Here is a 14,671-nt window from a genome sequence, read left to right on the forward strand (position 1 = left end):
GAAAACCAATGGATAAATCCTTTCATATGCCCATTCAAATTAAAATCACCCTGCTATCATTCGTAATCGTCGCTTTTTCGATACTAATAGGCGGGATTTTTATATTCGGAAATATCGTTTCGGTCAGGGAAGATGAAATCGGCAAACGATCCATGATCACAGCCCATACCATTGCCGAACTCCCTGAAGTACAGAAATTGGTCCGTGAGCCTGAAGGATGGACGCAGCTTAATCCGATTATTGAAAACTTAAGGAAAATCCATCAAGCGGATTATATAGTTGTACTCAACAATCAGCATATACGCTATTCCCACCCGGTGTTCAGTCAATTGGGGACCCCATCTAACAGCAGTGATGAAAGCGCTGCGTTCGCTGAACATGAATACCTTTCAAAGGCTGCTGGCGAACTTGGCATTACCGTCCGCGCCTTTGTCCCGATCCTCGATGAAGATAGAGAACAAATCGGCGTCGTGCTGGTCGGGAATATCTTGCCTACCATACCGGAATTAATCAAGGACCTGAAAGGCGAAATCGCGATTATCCTGGTTCTTACCCTTCTATTCGGTGTTTGCGGCTCATGGCTCATGGCAAAAAGGATAAAAAAAGAAACCTTCCAACTGGAACCCCATGAAATTTCAAGGATGTTGGTTGAAAGGACAGCCGCTTTCAATGCCATGCATGAAGGGGTCATCGCCATAGATAATAATCAGGCCATCACGATTTTCAATGAAAAGGCTAAGCAGATATTCAAGATCGACGGTGCGGTCATAGGCAAGAATATCAATGATATCATACACGATACCCGTCTCCCGGAAGTGCTCGATCGGACATCTCCCATCTTCAATCAGGAAATCTCCGTTCAAAACAGGAATATTGTAAGCAACCGGGTACCGATAAAGATTGCGGATAAAACGATTGGTGCCGTGGCCATTTTCCAGGATCGCACCGATGTGACGAAGCTAGCTGAAGAGTTGACTAGTGTCAAAGCATTCGTTGAAGCCCTGCGCGTTCAAAACCATGAACATATGAACAAACTTCATACGATAGCAGGGTTGATCCAGCTAGGTAATCTTGACGAAGCGCTGCATTACATTTTTCAAATCACGGAAGAACAAGAGGAATTGACCAGGTTTTTAACGAAGCACATTCACGATGATAATTTAGTGGGGCTGATATTAAGTAAGATCTCCTTGGGACGGGAACTCGGGATCGAGCTCATCATGGACAAACACACAAAATTGGACCGCTTCCCCGCTGGTTTGGATCATCACGATTTTGTTTTGATAATCGGAAACCTGATCGAAAACTCATTCGCAGCGCTAAAGCATTGTTCAGAGGAAATAAAACAGGTTTATCTATCCATCTACCAGGATGAACGTCATTGTCAAATCGTGCTTGAGGATAATGGACCCGGCATTCCCGAGGACATTCATAAAGATATATTCGAGTATGGTTTTACAACAAAAGGTGCAGAAGGATCAGGAATTGGTCTTTATCTAATAGACCAAATTGTAAAAAAAGCGAACGGCGAAATGAAATTCACGACACGCCCTAATGAGGGAACAAGCTTTTTTCTTTCTTTTCCGATACATGATATAGAGGAGAACCGAAATGACTAACGAAATTCGTGTACTTTTAATTGAAGATGACCCAATGGTCCAAGAGGTCAACAAACAGTTCATCGAGCGCCTGCCTGCCTTTAAAGTCGTTGATACAGCTTCAAATGGGCTTGAAGGTCTGGAAAAAATCAGGCAGTCTAAACCCGACCTTGTCATTTTGGACATCTTCATGCCATCTTTAAACGGGGTTGATACACTTTATCAAATTAGAAAAGAGCAAATGGATGTGGATGTCATCATCATTTCAGCGGCAAATGATCAGAAAACGATTCGAAAAATGATACAGAACGGGGCTTTTGACTATTTAATCAAGCCATTTAAATTCGATAGGCTAAAACATACGCTGGAACAATACTATGCTTTTCGGATGGAGGTTGAACCTGATCATCAAATTTCCCAAAATCAGCTCGACCGAATCCTCTTTCAAAATAAGACACATTCTGAAGCGAGTCCGAAATATGATGTTCCGAAAGGATTGAATGGCGCGACTCTTGAGCAAGTGACGAAGTTCATAAAAACCCAGCCTGGGTCACTATCTGCAGAAGAAGTGGCTGATGGAATTGGAATCGCCAGAGTTACAGCTAGGCGCTATCTTGAATACTTGCATGGCGAAGAAGTCCTTCAGCTTGACGTACAATATGGCAGCATAGGCCGTCCAGTCAATAGGTACCGGCTTCAAAAACCTTAAAAACGCATGGGGACCGGCTTGAAATGGTTCCCTTTTTACTTTTATTCTTTACGCACCTGTCTTCCGGTCATATAGGCCCCACTTTCTCTTCAAAAGAAACAGCTCGCACTCTTCCAAAGATGTCACTTCTTTTATGACATAGTCAGGCATGCCCCTTCTTAGAAGAATCTCCGCAATAAGGTACGGTTTTTTCTTCATACACTCTCCCCTCCCTTACCCTTGGTTGCTATTCTTTTAATTTCATTATACAAAATAATCCAGTAAAGAAAAAATAGACAAAGCCCCATTTTCCAAAAAAATTATGATCTATCCGGCCAGTTTATCTGATTTTTCTAAAATCTGGACAATAAAAAAAGTTCCTGGTTGATTTCAGTCATTCGTTCCCTTTCCGCCGACTGTCTGCCAAGCCTCATCGAATCAAGCATCCAGCGTAATCTTGGCTAGCCAGTTATTCGGCAGAAGTGTCGCAAATTTCTTCAATTTAGTAAGAGTTTTAACAGGAAAAACAATGAATTGATTTGTTAGTATCCTATTAAAATCATTTTCCAAAAGGGTGGGGTTTCCGTCCAAGGAAATTTTATTTGGGTGAGTTATATAGACAGGGGGAGTGAGAGGAGTTAAAGGATTATCAATATTTGGTCAAAAGAGGTGGCAATGCACCTCCTTTGATGTTTTCACTTGTACAACTTACTATATGTAGTCAATTCCTTTAGCCGCTTTTCATTGATGGCAAAACCGATTCCAGCTTTATCGGGAACTTGGATCATGCCATTTTCGACAAGTACTTCAGGATATATTATATCTTCATCCCAATAACGGGATGAAGATGATATATCCCCGGGAATCGTGAATCCTTTTAATGTGGCAAGTGCAATATTATGTGCACGTGAAATGCCAAATTCAATCATACCGCCGCACCAAACTGGCACATCATTTCCCAGGCATAAATCATGGATTCTTACAGCTTCCATCCAGCCGCCGACTTTAGCCATCTTAATGTTGATCACTCCACAGCTCTGGAGCGTCAGCGCACTTTTGGCATCATGAAATGAATTTATGCTTTCATCAAGGCAAATGGGTGTCTGCAGCTGTTTCTGCAAAAATGAATGTTCGACAATGTCGTCATGTCCCAGCGGCTGTTCAATCATCATCAGCTTAAACGCATCAAGCTTCTGAAGGTGTGTGATGTCATCAAGAGTGTACGCTGAATTGGCATCTGCCATGAGCGGGATATGAGGATAGGCCCGACGGATTTCCGCTAAAAACTCCAGATCATTTTGAGGATTGATTTTTATTTTATAACGCTGGTAACCAGATCCGGAAAAATCCTCGATCTGGCGCATCGCATCTTCAATATCATTGGATGCAACGACTACACCAGCGGCCACTTCACTTCGTTCGCCGCCAAACAGCCGTCCGAGGTAGACTCCTTTCTGCTTCGCATATAAATCGAGGATTGCCTGCTCTAAAGCTGACTTCGCCATCGCATTCCGCCGGATTCCGCTCCATAAGTTCGGCAGCTCATCAGGATGCTTGATCTGATTGGCCAATGTCAACGGAATTAAGAAGCCATCCAATATATGAAAGCATGTTTTGATCGTTTCCTCGGTATACCAAGGACTTGTAAAAGGGACAGCTTCACCGTATCCAATCACCCCATCCTTATCCATGGCTTCTACAATTATCACTTCCCGATCGCTTACCGTTTCGAGATGCGTCTTGAATGGCCGTTTTAAAGGGGCCTTAATGAGCTTTAGGGAAATGGAGGATAACTTCATTTCCCTTCCCCCATTTCCTTCTTCAGTTCCCGTCTCAGAAGCTTGCTTGCGCCATTACGGGGAAGCTCCTTACAAAAAATCACGTTCCTGGGAATCTTATAGGATGCTAAATATCCCCTGCAATATTCCAGCAGTTCGCTCTCATCAAGCTCTGCTCCTTTATGCAAGACGACAAAAGCAAGCGGGACCTGCCCCCACTTTTCATCGTCAGTCCCCGTCACTCCCGCTTCGAAAACATTAGGATGCATACTGAGGACGTTTTCAATCTCGGCCGGATAGACATTTTCACCGCCGGAGATGATTAAATCCGAACGTCGGTCAAGCACATATAAAAAGCCTTCCTCATCAAGATAACCAAGATCCCCGGTATAAAGCCATCCATCGGTAATCGCTTGCTGTGTAGCGTCCATTCGATTAAAATAACCTTTCGTGACATTCGGACCTGAAACCACGATTTCACCCACTACACCCGGTTCACACATAGTGCCGTCTTTCTCTATCCGTAACTGCGAAGGAAACAAAGGCTTCCCAGCTGATCCGATTTTTGACATGCTATACTCCGGTGCCAGCGTCACAATCTGTGAAGACGTTTCGGTCATCCCATATGATTGATAGACGGGAATCCCTTTCTCCTTACAGGCTTCAAGTAAATGGACGGGTGCAGGGCCGCCGCCCAACAGGAAACAACGAAAGGTTTTTGGATAGCTTGTTCCATTCAAATCCTGAACCATCCTATTCAGCATCGCCGTCACGACCGATACGATCGTCACGCCATTTTCCTTAATGCTCCGGTTCGCCTCCCGTTCATCGAATCGTTCCGCCAAAACGACTTTCATGCCATAAATCACATTTTTCATCAGAATGGATAAACCGCTAATATGAAAGATCGGAACCGCACAATACCAAGAATCCTCCTCATGCAATCCAAGGTTCAGAACCGACCCTACTGCACTCCACCAATGGTTACCGAATGTTTGGATCACACCCTTTGGATTTCCTGTAGTACCTGATGTATACATGATCGTAGCGGTATCCTCAAGGTAAAACTCTTGAAGTATTTCCGCCGTGCCTTCATTCGGCAATTCCTCCATTAAATGAAGGTTCAATTCCGGGAGAATCTCACCAATATCAGAAAGTTTGTCGGAGAAGGCACCTTCTGAAACCAAATAGGCAGTCCCACTATCCTCGATCTGCCAAGACAGCTCTTTTGCCGTTAACTTATTATTCAGCATCACAATCTTCACACCGAGATAAAATAGTGCATGGATAACGACAACACCATCAATATGGTTACGGAGCAAAACCGCGCATGAATCACCGGAGCCCAGACCAATGCTTGCCAGCTTACCAGCCATCTTCTCCGATAATGTATGCAGTTCAAGAAAGCTATACGTATGACCTTCAAACTCAATTGCCGGGCGCCCAGGTGAAAGATGCGCCCGATTTTTCAGCCAGTTCGGCAACTTTTCTTCTGCCATTGCTGCTTACCCTCTTCCATTTTGATATAGAAAACAGCCCGGCGATTTTCCGCCAAGCTGTCAGTCTCATCGATTCACGCGTTTCATTAAGGGAAACGAGGGAATTGTCCAAAGTCCGGATTGCGTTTTTCTTTGAATGCATCGCGGCCTTCTTTTGCTTCTTCTGTTGTATAGTATAAAAGTGTAGCGTCACCAGCCAATTGTTGAAGACCTGCAAGGCCATCAGTATCAGCGTTCATTGCCGCTTTCAAGAAACGAAGTGCCGTTGGGCTCTTCTCAAGCATTTCCTCACACCATTTAACCGTTTCCGCTTCTAATTGGTCTAAAGGTACGACCGTGTTGACCAATCCCATATCCAATGCTTCCTGTGCATTGTATTGACGGCATAGGTACCAGATTTCACGTGCCTTTTTATGACCGACGATACGTGCAAGGTAGCCAGAACCATAACCAGCATCAAAGCTTCCAACATTCGGTCCAGTTTGTCCGAAGACTGCATTGTCAGCAGCAATCGTTAAGTCACAAACCACATTCAAAACATTACCGCCGCCAATTGCATAACCTGCGACCATGGCTACAACTGGTTTTGGAATAACGCGGATCAAGCGTTGTAAATCAAGAACGTTTAGACGTGGAATATTATCTTCACCAACATATCCGCCATTCCCACGTACTTTTTGGTCTCCGCCTGAACAGAATGCTTTGCCGCCTACACCCGTTAAAATAATGACACCGATGCTGGAATCATCACGCGCCCTTGCGAATGCATCAATCATTTCAGCAGTCGTTTTTGGTGTAAATGCATTATGTACATGTGGTCGATTGATGGACACTTTCGCAATCCCGTTATATTTTTCATACAAAATCTCATCATACTCACGTATCGTTTCCCATTGAATCGTCATCTTAATTCCTCCTTTTATTTCGCTTTAAAAACTCACTTATTATTTTACCAAACTTTTCTCCAACTTCCACATGAATCGCATGTCCCGCATCATTTATTATTTTCCATTCGGCGCGCTTCAGCTTTTTTTTCATCGAGTCCGCTATTCGACAAAACTTATGGTCGAGTTCACCGGTTATAAGGAGCACCGGGAAATCAAGGGTTTGCAGTTGTTCCCAGTATGAAGCCTGATTGCCGGTCCCCATACCAAGAAGGCTATTGGAAAGGCCGGCAGGGTCATTTGCCAACCGCTGCTCCCGAATGGCTGACCTGGTTTTGGCTGACAACCGTTTTTGACTTTCAAACAGAGGGATGTTCTCCCATTGATTCACAAACGCTTCCATGCCATTTTCAAGAATTCTTTCGGCAAGCTTCCGATCATTTTTCCTACGGATTTCACGTTCCCCTTCAGTTAAAAGGCCCGGTGAAGCGCTCTCCAATATCAATGTATCAACATACTCAGGAAACAAACAGGCAAAACCCAACCCGAGCCTTCCGCCCATCGAGTAACCAAGGATATGGGCTTTCGGGAAATGCAACACATCCAAAATATACTTAATATCCTCAGCGACACGCTCCATTTCATACCTACGATGATCGGCTGGTGACGCAGACATACCATGACCGATGATATCGACCATGATTAACGTATACCTGTCACTCAGTAGCGGAATGAGGAATTTCCATGTATCCCGATTTCCTGTAAATCCATGTAAAAGTACAAGAGGATCTCCATTTCCCGTTATTTCAACAGCATAATTGACATCCTTACTGACAATATTCATGATATTTCCTTGTCTAACACCATTTTTATTTCCTGGGAAACAAAGCTCCACAAATTTCGATGCTTTTGTAGATTGGACTCTCTTTCTGTCGGAACTTCAATGATTTTGAGTCCTTGGATTTCGAATGACTCTGTAAATACATTCTCTAACTCATCCCAATTTTGGACCTTGTTGTATTTACCGCCATAAAGCTCGGCAGTATGGGAAAAATCAAGCCCATGAGGCGTGCCGAATAGCGTTTCGAAATGTTCCCTCTCATTCGCCTGCGGCAAGAAGGAGAAAATGCCGCCACCATCATTATTAACCAGCAATATCGTGATATTTTGTTTTTGAAGTTTTGCCGCAAGCAAGCCATTCATATCATGGAAAAAGCTTAAATCCCCGATTGCCAGCACTGTATTTTTTGATACCGTGCTTACGCCAAGCGCAGTGGAAACGACACCATCGATACCATTCGCCCCACGATTTGCAATGGTTTTGATTCCTTTTCCATTATTCAAAAAGAAAGTATCCAAATCGCGTATGGGCATACTATTCCCGACAAATAACGTCGATTCCAACGGCATCATATCAGCAAGCAGGGCGAAAAGCTTGCCTTCGCTTAACTCCGCTTCATCTCTGACGGAGGCTAAGGCCTCCTTTGTCGCTCCGTTGACGGTTTGCCATAACCGAAGCCATTCATCATCAGGAGAGGGAGTAATGCTTTCAGCAATTCGCAAACAAAAATCTTTCTCTTCGCTGTAAATCATATTCGTTGCCAATCCGGCTGGTTCGCGCCAGCCTGCTCCGCCATCGACGACCAAAGTGATTGCCTGTTTTTGTTTTTTCATGAATAACAATAACGGTTTAGAAACAGGCATTGCCCCGAATCGCAAGATCACTTCCGGCCTGAAAGCCGCTTTTGCCGTTTCATCGCGTAGAAACGTATCATAAGAATCAATAATTACGGCTTTGTCATGACTTCCGCTCCTTAACTGTGAAAGGGGATCAGCCAGTACCGGAAAAGCAAGTTTTTCCGCTAATGCGACGATGGCTTCCTTCATCTCTGGATGAGGTAATTCGCCACATACAATCATACCTTGCTTAGCTTGTGACAATGTAGTTGCAACCGCTTCTATTTGTGATGATGACAGTGACAGTTCTCCACTTTCAATCAACACTGCAGGCGTCATTTTATTTTGCCTGCACTCCTTTGCTTGCTCCAAATCAGGAATCAATGGTTCGCGAAGTGGGAAATTCAAATGCACAGGCCCTGCAGGTTCAGCTGCAGCTGTTGCCACTGCCCTTGCACCGACCGTTCTGGCATACCGCATCATCCCATCCGTGCTTTCAGGAAGTGCCATTTCGACAAACCATTTTACATGTCTCCCGTAAAGGTGTATCTGATCGATCGCCTGCGGGGCTCCGACATCACGCAATTCATGCGGGCGGTCAGCGGTAAGTACAATAAGCGGCACTCTTGAATAGAAAGCCTCAATGACGGCTGGGTAATAGTTTGCAGCGGCTGTACCTGACGTACAAAGAAGTCCGACTGGTTCTTTTAGGGCCTTAGCCAAACCAAGGGCAAAAAAAGCAGCCGAACGCTCATCCACATTAATATGAATTTCAATATCAGGATGTTCCACCAGCAACAAAGCCAGGGGTGTGGATCGTGAACCAGGGCTCACCACCACATGCTTCACCTTATTTTGTGCCAGCTCATCGACGAATGAAGCAGCATAAGCTGTCAATGCATCTCGGTCATTCATTAAGATTTCCTCCTAAAGCACTTAACATCGGATTGAATTTAATCCCCGTTTCCCGGTATTCACTTTCGGGAGTCGAATCTTCCACTACTCCGCAGCCGGCAAAGAGCGATGCCTCATTATTCTGTATTAGTGCAGAACGTATCCCAACAGCGAATTCCCCGTTTCCATACGTATCCACCCAGCCTAAGGGACCCGCATAAAAGCCACGTTCCAGACCTTCCATTTCCCGAATTCGGACAACGGCCTTTTCTTTGGGAAGTCCTCCCATAGCAGGTGTTGGGTGGAGATTCTCGACAAATTCAAAAATCGTGACACCTTCCTTTGATATACCCCGGACCGGTGTGTACAAATGCTGGATATGACGGTTTTTCATAAGTGTCGGTCGGGCCGGGACCACCACCTTTTCGCATACTGAATCAAAGGCATTGGATATCATCGAAACGACATATTGATGTTCTTGTAAATTCTTTTCGTCATGAAGCAATTCTTCACCAAGACAAACATCTTCCTGCTCATCTTTTCCTCGTCCCATCGATCCAGCAAGACAGGTAGAAAAAACTTCATTTCCCTGTTTCTTAATCAAACGTTCAGGGGTGGCACCCACAAAACAGTCACCACCAGCCTCCAAACTGAAAATATAACTCAATGGCTGCTCAGCAATCAATTGTTCAAGCACTTTCCCTGAATCGATGGAACGTTCAAAACCAAGTCGAAGCTCCCTTGCCAAAACGATTTTGTCGAGATCTGTCGTCTTGATTTCCTGAACAGCCTCTGCGACCGTCCGCTTCCATTCCTCAGGTTCGACTTCCCTCTGCATAACCAGGGAATTTGCTCCCAATCCATTGCCATCCAAGCTTTCGAAAAGGAAAGCTTCCCGTTCATTTATCATATCTATGAAGAGTTTTTCTGAATCATCAGGCGAACAAAGTAAGTTTGTCGTTAAGTAAGCTTGTTTCCCCACTATTGACAGCATGAAGGCAGGTATATAAAAAAGGTTGTCCCCGAACTGATTCCAAAGGAGCGTACTGTCAGTTTCATAATCAAAAGAAAAGCCCCCAAACAGTAAAGGACCTGTCGCTTCTACATCGGTCACCCCTGTTTTGACAGCATTATTCTGCAGTTTGATCCAGCTCTTTTCGACTTCTCTATAACGTTCGGCATTCGATGCCGCTTTGAGTTTCTTAACATTGCCTAAACCGGTGATGGTTATTTCCTTTGCAGGGTCCTCCCAGAAAAAGCGTTCACCCGCGTACCGTTCTCTTCCAGCTTGATAAAATGAAAGGGGGTTGTTGCATTTAATCTTCTTAATATGACTGAATAGAACTTGATCATTCAAGTCCTTCGCCTTTTGTATAGCTGAAGCCAGTCCCTGAAACTGTTCAGTTTCCTCTGAGATAGCCAAAAAAATCCCCCCAAATGTACATTTTAAAAGCTTTTTAACCTATTTAAAGATACACCTCACTAGAACCCCATGTCAATAAAACGCCCCTTTACCGAACGATTCTTTCCTGCTTTTTTCCTTATTATATGAATCTTAGCGAATGTAGAGAAATACCCTGGATTTTGGAAATGGATCATCCAGGAATTCCAGTTATCGCCCTTACCCACTTTTCCTGCATTTATTAGGATAACCTTTTGTGCAACATTTCAATATTTGTTATAATTTCGAGAGAACCAATAATGATTTTGAGGAGAGAAATAATGCAAACAGAATACGATGGACTTCCCCTTAAACGGACCTGGAAGATTTGGTGGGAGTTAATACGTCCACATACACTAACCGCAGCTTTTGTCCCAGTCTTACTTGGAACTGTGATTGCACTTTTGGAAGATGGAGTGAATTGGTTACTCTTCGCTGCCATGATGATTGCCAGTATTCTGATTCAAGCTGCAACCAATTTATTCAATGAATACTACGATTTCAAGAGAGGCTTGGATACGGAGGAATCCGTAGGCATCGGCGGCGGGATCGTCCGTCATGGGATGACCCCCAAACTAATCATGAGCTTGGCCCTATGCATGTATGCCATAGCCTTGATAATTGGAATCTATATCTGTGCCGCATCATCTTGGTGGCTTGCTGCAGTAGGACTGGTTTGCATGCTTGTCGGCTATCTTTATACAGGCGGTCCCCTGCCCATTTCATATACACCATTCGGGGAACTTTTTTCTGGATTGTTCATGGGCTTTTTGATAATCTTGATCGCCTTTTTCATTCAAACCGGTGATGTTTCTTCAATAGCCATCTTAATTGCCATTCCAAGTGGGATTTTGGTTGGGCTGATCAACTTATCCAATAACCTACGTGACCATGATGGAGATAAGGCTCATGGGCGCAAAACGATGCCTGTAGTGATGGGCAGGAAAAACGCCCTGACATTCATGGCAATCATGTTCGCCTTCTCTTATCTATGGCTTGTTGGGCTAGTCCTTACCGGAAGCGTAACGGCGTGGATTCTCCTTGCCTTCCTTAGCATACCGAAGGCCATGGCCGCAATCAAAGGCTTCGTAGGCAAAACGCAGCCGATCACGATGGTCCCGGCAATGAAAGCCACGGCCCAAACGAACACCTTCTTTGGCTTACTCATGGCCATTGGATTATTCATCAGCTATCTTATATAATCTCCGAGGACTGAGCTCATCCGCTCAGTCCTTTTTTCTATCTTCCGTTGCATATTGTTTTCCTATACTCCAATTCGGGTAATAGATAATACAACCATCTTACCAATATAAAATGAGATTTGGACTTTAGAAGGAGTGAATCGGATATGGCAACGAAACAACAAACGCAAAAATTAAAAAAGGAACTGCTTCAAGAAAAAATTGAGTTAAGTAGTAGAATTCAAAATGATGAACAATCCGTTCTGGATAAAAGCCAGACGGAATCCGTAGGGGAATTATCATCTTATGATAATCATCCTGCTGACCTAGGAACCGAATTATTCGAGATGGAACGGAATCAAGCACTCGATGAGCATGCACAATCAGAAATGGAGAAAATCGAGGAAGCATTAAAAGCATTGGAAGAAGGCTCGTATGGCCAGTGTAAAACCTGCAATAGGGAAATCCCCATCGAGAGGCTTGAAGCGATCCCAAGCACCCTCTACTGTGTCGAGCATGCCCCGGAAGGTCCTAATACACAAGAGCGACCAGTGGAAGAGGATATATTGATTCCATCCAAGGGTGATCATTTTGAAAACCGTAATGGAAATGAAATAGTGGATAAAGAGGATAGCTTTGGTGAAGTCGCCAAATTCGGTACATCCGAAACGCCATCTGATTACACCGGCGATCATGACAATTATAATGACCTTTATAAAACCGAAGATGAAACGGATGGATTTCCAGAAGACTATGAAGGATTTGCAGCAAATGATATCGAAGGAAAAAATAGGGTGGATATACCGAACAAAAAGCAAAAGGAATATGAAGATACATTAGAAGAAGAAAATATCGATTCCCAGCTTGGGGACATCCCTTATAAACAAAAAGATAGTTATATCAATGAAAAGAAATGAAAAAAAGAAGCATACATGAATGTATGCTTCCTTTTTTGTTATGACCCGTACGGGATTCGAACCCGTGTTACCGCCGTGAAAGGGCGGTGTCTTAACCGCTTGACCAACGGGCCAAATGGCGGAGAAGGAGGGATTTGAACCCTCGCGCCGCTCGCGCGACCTACACCCTTAGCAGGGGCGCCTCTTCAGCCTCTTGAGTACTTCCCCATGGCTCCGCAGGTAGGACTCGAACCTACGACCGTTCGGTTAACAGCCGAATGCTCTACCACTGAGCTACTGCGGAACAATATGAATATGGTGGGCCTAAATGGACTCGAACCATCGACCTCACGCTTATCAGGCGTGCGCTCTAACCAGCTGAGCTATAGGCCCATATTTGGAGCGGGTGAAGGGAATCGAACCCTCATCATCAGCTTGGAAGGCTGAGGTTTTACCACTAAACTACACCCGCGAAATGGGGCGACTGATGGGAATCGAACCCACGAATGCCTGAACCACAATCAGGTGCGTTAACCACTTCGCCACAACCGCCGTAATATGAAAGATATGGTGGCTCAGGACGGAATCGAACCGCCGACACAAGGATTTTCAGTCCTTTGCTCTACCGACTGAGCTACTGAGCCACATTTGTATTAAATTTAAAAAATGGCGGTCCCGACGGGAATCGAACCCGCGATCTCCTGCGTGACAGGCAGGCATGTTAACCGCTACACCACGGGACCTAATAATTGCGGGGACAGGATTTGAACCTGCGACCTTCGGGTTATGAGCCCGACGAGCTACCGGACTGCTCCACCCCGCGACGGTAATAATGAAACGATTTGCATCAAGTTTTCGTGTATATCGTTTTTTCGCTTCCTCTATGTAAGGTTGTTTAAAAACAACTTGCTGCTTTTTTTAAAAAATGGAGGAGGTAGAGGGATTCGAACCCCCGCGGGATTTGACTCCCCTGTCGGTTTTCAAGACCGATCCCTTCAGCCGAACTTGGGTATACCTCCACGGCATTAAAAAATGAATATGGTGGACCTTGTAGGACTCGAACCTACGACCGGACGGTTATGAGCCGTCTGCTCTAACCAGCTGAGCTAAAGGTCCTTATATTTATTGGTAGCGGCGGAGGGGATCGAACCCCCGACCTCACGGGTATGAACCGTACGCTCTAGCCAGCTGAGCTACACCGCCAATATAATATAAGTATCTGATTGAAAAATGGTGGAGCCTAGCGGGATCGAACCGCTGACCTCCTGCGTGCAAGGCAGGCGCTCTCCCAGCTGAGCTAAGGCCCCATTCATTAAAAATCACGTGGTCGGGAAGACAGGATTCGAACCTGCGACCCCTTGGTCCCAAACCAAGTGCTCTACCAAGCTGAGCTACTTCCCGCAATAAACATGGTGCGCCCGGCGGGAGTCGAACCTACAACCTTCTGATTCGTAGTCAGATGCTCTATCCAATTGAGCTACGGGCGCATATTAAGATGGTGCCGAGGACCGGAATCGAACCGGTACGGTAGTCACCTACCGCAGGATTTTAAGTCCTGTGCGTCTGCCAGTTCCGCCACCCCGGCACATACGAAAAGTGGAGCGGAAGACGGGATTCGAACCCGCGACCCCAACCTTGGCAAGGTTGTATTCTACCACTGAACTACTTCCGCATGTAAGATGCGGGTGAAGGGACTTGAACCCCCACGCCTTGCGGCGCCAGATCCTAAGTCTGGTGCGTCTGCCAATTCCGCCACACCCGCATATAAAATGGTGAGCCATGAAGGATTCGAACCTTCGACCCTCTGATTAAAAGTCAGATGCTCTACCAACTGAGCTAATGGCTCGTGCTTGTACTATCTTAAAATGGTGCCGGCAAGAGGACTTGAACCCCCAACCTACTGATTACAAGTCAGTTGCTCTACCAGTTGAGCTACACCGGCAGGTGTAAAAATGGTGGAGGATGACGGGATCGAACCGCCGACCCTCTGCTTGTAAGGCAGATGCTCTCCCAGCTGAGCTAATCCTCCATATGAAACCTGCTTGGCGACGTCCTACTCTCACAGGGGGAAACCCCCAACTACCATCGGCGCTGAAGAGCTTAACTGCCGTGTTCGGAATGGGAACGGGTGTGAC

Annotated in this window: 11 protein-coding genes, 21 tRNA genes and 1 rRNA gene; 4 read left to right on the plus strand and 29 right to left on the minus strand. The window is 45.2% G+C overall.

Annotated elements, in window-relative coordinates:
* Window positions 1–8: 8 nt before the first annotated feature.
* The gene (locus tag ACWF5P_RS17445) at window positions 9–1,619 is read left to right on the plus strand and encodes an ATP-binding protein (RefSeq protein ID WP_452445106.1); all 1,611 of its coding nucleotides are present in this window, start codon (window positions 9–11) and stop codon (window positions 1,617–1,619) included.
* A complete protein-coding gene (locus ACWF5P_RS17450; protein ID WP_452445107.1) occupies window positions 1,612–2,307 on the plus strand; it encodes a response regulator in 696 nt (231 codons plus the stop codon). Before ACWF5P_RS17445 ends, ACWF5P_RS17450 begins: the two co-directional genes overlap by 8 nt.
* A 48-nt stretch (window positions 2,308–2,355) precedes the next feature.
* On the opposite strand, the gene ACWF5P_RS17455 is transcribed toward ACWF5P_RS17450, so the two are convergent.
* From ACWF5P_RS17455 to ACWF5P_RS17485, 7 genes are all read right to left on the minus strand, one after another.
* Complete coding sequence (locus tag ACWF5P_RS17455; protein WP_230178513.1) at window positions 2,356–2,505, minus strand: hypothetical protein; 150 nt, start codon at window positions 2,503–2,505, stop codon at window positions 2,356–2,358.
* Window positions 2,506–2,981: 476 nt separating this feature from the next.
* Window positions 2,982–4,085, minus strand: a complete 1,104-nt coding sequence (menC, locus tag ACWF5P_RS17460) for an o-succinylbenzoate synthase (protein ID WP_452445108.1) — start codon at window positions 4,083–4,085, stop codon at window positions 2,982–2,984.
* Window positions 4,082–5,563, minus strand: a complete 1,482-nt coding sequence (locus ACWF5P_RS17465; protein ID WP_452445109.1) for an o-succinylbenzoate--CoA ligase — start codon at window positions 5,561–5,563, stop codon at window positions 4,082–4,084. Before ACWF5P_RS17465 ends, menC begins: the two co-directional genes overlap by 4 nt.
* 86 nt (window positions 5,564–5,649) lie before the next feature.
* Window positions 5,650–6,468, minus strand: coding sequence for a 1,4-dihydroxy-2-naphthoyl-CoA synthase (menB, locus tag ACWF5P_RS17470; protein ID WP_053347924.1), 819 nt, complete (start codon window positions 6,466–6,468; stop codon window positions 5,650–5,652).
* A gap of 1 nt (window position 6,469) precedes the next feature.
* On the minus strand, window positions 6,470–7,291 hold the full coding sequence (menH, locus tag ACWF5P_RS17475; protein WP_101225584.1) for a 2-succinyl-6-hydroxy-2,4-cyclohexadiene-1-carboxylate synthase: 822 nt from the start codon (window positions 7,289–7,291) through the stop codon (window positions 6,470–6,472).
* Window positions 7,288–9,039 (minus strand): 2-succinyl-5-enolpyruvyl-6-hydroxy-3-cyclohexene-1-carboxylic-acid synthase, encoded by a 1,752-nt coding sequence (gene menD, locus ACWF5P_RS17480; RefSeq protein WP_101225585.1) that lies wholly within the window; start codon window positions 9,037–9,039, stop codon window positions 7,288–7,290. The genes menH and menD overlap by 4 nt, the downstream gene beginning before the upstream one ends.
* Complete coding sequence (locus ACWF5P_RS17485; RefSeq protein WP_101225586.1) at window positions 9,032–10,441, minus strand: isochorismate synthase; 1,410 nt, start codon at window positions 10,439–10,441, stop codon at window positions 9,032–9,034. The genes menD and ACWF5P_RS17485 overlap by 8 nt, the downstream gene beginning before the upstream one ends.
* 299 nt (window positions 10,442–10,740) lie before the next feature.
* Between ACWF5P_RS17485 and ACWF5P_RS17490 the strand changes: the two genes are divergently transcribed.
* Window positions 10,741–11,661, plus strand: coding sequence for a 1,4-dihydroxy-2-naphthoate polyprenyltransferase (locus ACWF5P_RS17490; RefSeq protein ID WP_452445110.1), 921 nt, complete (start codon window positions 10,741–10,743; stop codon window positions 11,659–11,661).
* A 146-nt stretch (window positions 11,662–11,807) separates the two neighbouring features.
* A complete protein-coding gene (locus tag ACWF5P_RS17495; protein ID WP_452445111.1) occupies window positions 11,808–12,557 on the plus strand; it encodes a TraR/DksA C4-type zinc finger protein in 750 nt (249 codons plus the stop codon).
* Window positions 12,558–12,598: 41 nt separating this feature from the next.
* On the opposite strand, the gene ACWF5P_RS17500 is transcribed toward ACWF5P_RS17495, so the two are convergent.
* The 22 genes from ACWF5P_RS17500 to rrf form a co-directional block, all read right to left on the minus strand.
* Window positions 12,599–12,670: transfer RNA gene (locus ACWF5P_RS17500), tRNA-Glu, on the minus strand.
* 3 nt (window positions 12,671–12,673) lie between these two features.
* A tRNA-Ser gene (locus ACWF5P_RS17505) sits at window positions 12,674–12,764 on the minus strand.
* A 1-nt stretch (window position 12,765) separates the two neighbouring features.
* A tRNA-Asn gene (locus ACWF5P_RS17510) sits at window positions 12,766–12,840 on the minus strand.
* A gap of 12 nt (window positions 12,841–12,852) precedes the next feature.
* A tRNA-Ile gene (locus ACWF5P_RS17515) sits at window positions 12,853–12,929 on the minus strand.
* A 5-nt stretch (window positions 12,930–12,934) separates the two neighbouring features.
* Window positions 12,935–13,008: transfer RNA gene (locus ACWF5P_RS17520), tRNA-Gly, on the minus strand.
* A gap of 4 nt (window positions 13,009–13,012) precedes the next feature.
* Window positions 13,013–13,088, minus strand: a tRNA-His gene (locus tag ACWF5P_RS17525).
* 16 nt (window positions 13,089–13,104) lie between these two features.
* A tRNA-Phe gene (locus tag ACWF5P_RS17530) sits at window positions 13,105–13,180 on the minus strand.
* Window positions 13,181–13,203: 23 nt separating this feature from the next.
* Window positions 13,204–13,279: transfer RNA gene (locus ACWF5P_RS17535), tRNA-Asp, on the minus strand.
* Window positions 13,280–13,285: 6 nt separating this feature from the next.
* Window positions 13,286–13,359 (minus strand) — tRNA-Met (locus tag ACWF5P_RS17540).
* 103 nt (window positions 13,360–13,462) lie between these two features.
* Window positions 13,463–13,555, minus strand: a tRNA-Ser gene (locus ACWF5P_RS17545).
* 20 nt (window positions 13,556–13,575) lie between these two features.
* Window positions 13,576–13,652: transfer RNA gene (locus tag ACWF5P_RS17550), tRNA-Ile, on the minus strand.
* A gap of 10 nt (window positions 13,653–13,662) precedes the next feature.
* A tRNA-Met gene (locus tag ACWF5P_RS17555) sits at window positions 13,663–13,739 on the minus strand.
* Window positions 13,740–13,767: 28 nt separating this feature from the next.
* A tRNA-Ala gene (locus ACWF5P_RS17560) sits at window positions 13,768–13,843 on the minus strand.
* A 17-nt stretch (window positions 13,844–13,860) separates the two neighbouring features.
* Window positions 13,861–13,937: transfer RNA gene (locus ACWF5P_RS17565), tRNA-Pro, on the minus strand.
* A gap of 9 nt (window positions 13,938–13,946) precedes the next feature.
* A tRNA-Arg gene (locus tag ACWF5P_RS17570) sits at window positions 13,947–14,023 on the minus strand.
* Between the two features lie 9 nt (window positions 14,024–14,032).
* A tRNA-Leu gene (locus tag ACWF5P_RS17575) sits at window positions 14,033–14,121 on the minus strand.
* Between the two features lie 12 nt (window positions 14,122–14,133).
* Window positions 14,134–14,208: transfer RNA gene (locus ACWF5P_RS17580), tRNA-Gly, on the minus strand.
* An 8-nt stretch (window positions 14,209–14,216) separates the two neighbouring features.
* Window positions 14,217–14,298 (minus strand) — tRNA-Leu (locus ACWF5P_RS17585).
* Window positions 14,299–14,306: 8 nt separating this feature from the next.
* Window positions 14,307–14,382, minus strand: a tRNA-Lys gene (locus tag ACWF5P_RS17590).
* 20 nt (window positions 14,383–14,402) lie between these two features.
* Window positions 14,403–14,478, minus strand: a tRNA-Thr gene (locus tag ACWF5P_RS17595).
* Between the two features lie 11 nt (window positions 14,479–14,489).
* Window positions 14,490–14,565, minus strand: a tRNA-Val gene (locus tag ACWF5P_RS17600).
* Window positions 14,566–14,576: 11 nt separating this feature from the next.
* Window positions 14,577–14,671 (minus strand): 5S ribosomal RNA (gene rrf / locus ACWF5P_RS17605); the annotation flags it as partial.

The organism is Peribacillus sp. NPDC055009 (assembly GCF_053608705.1).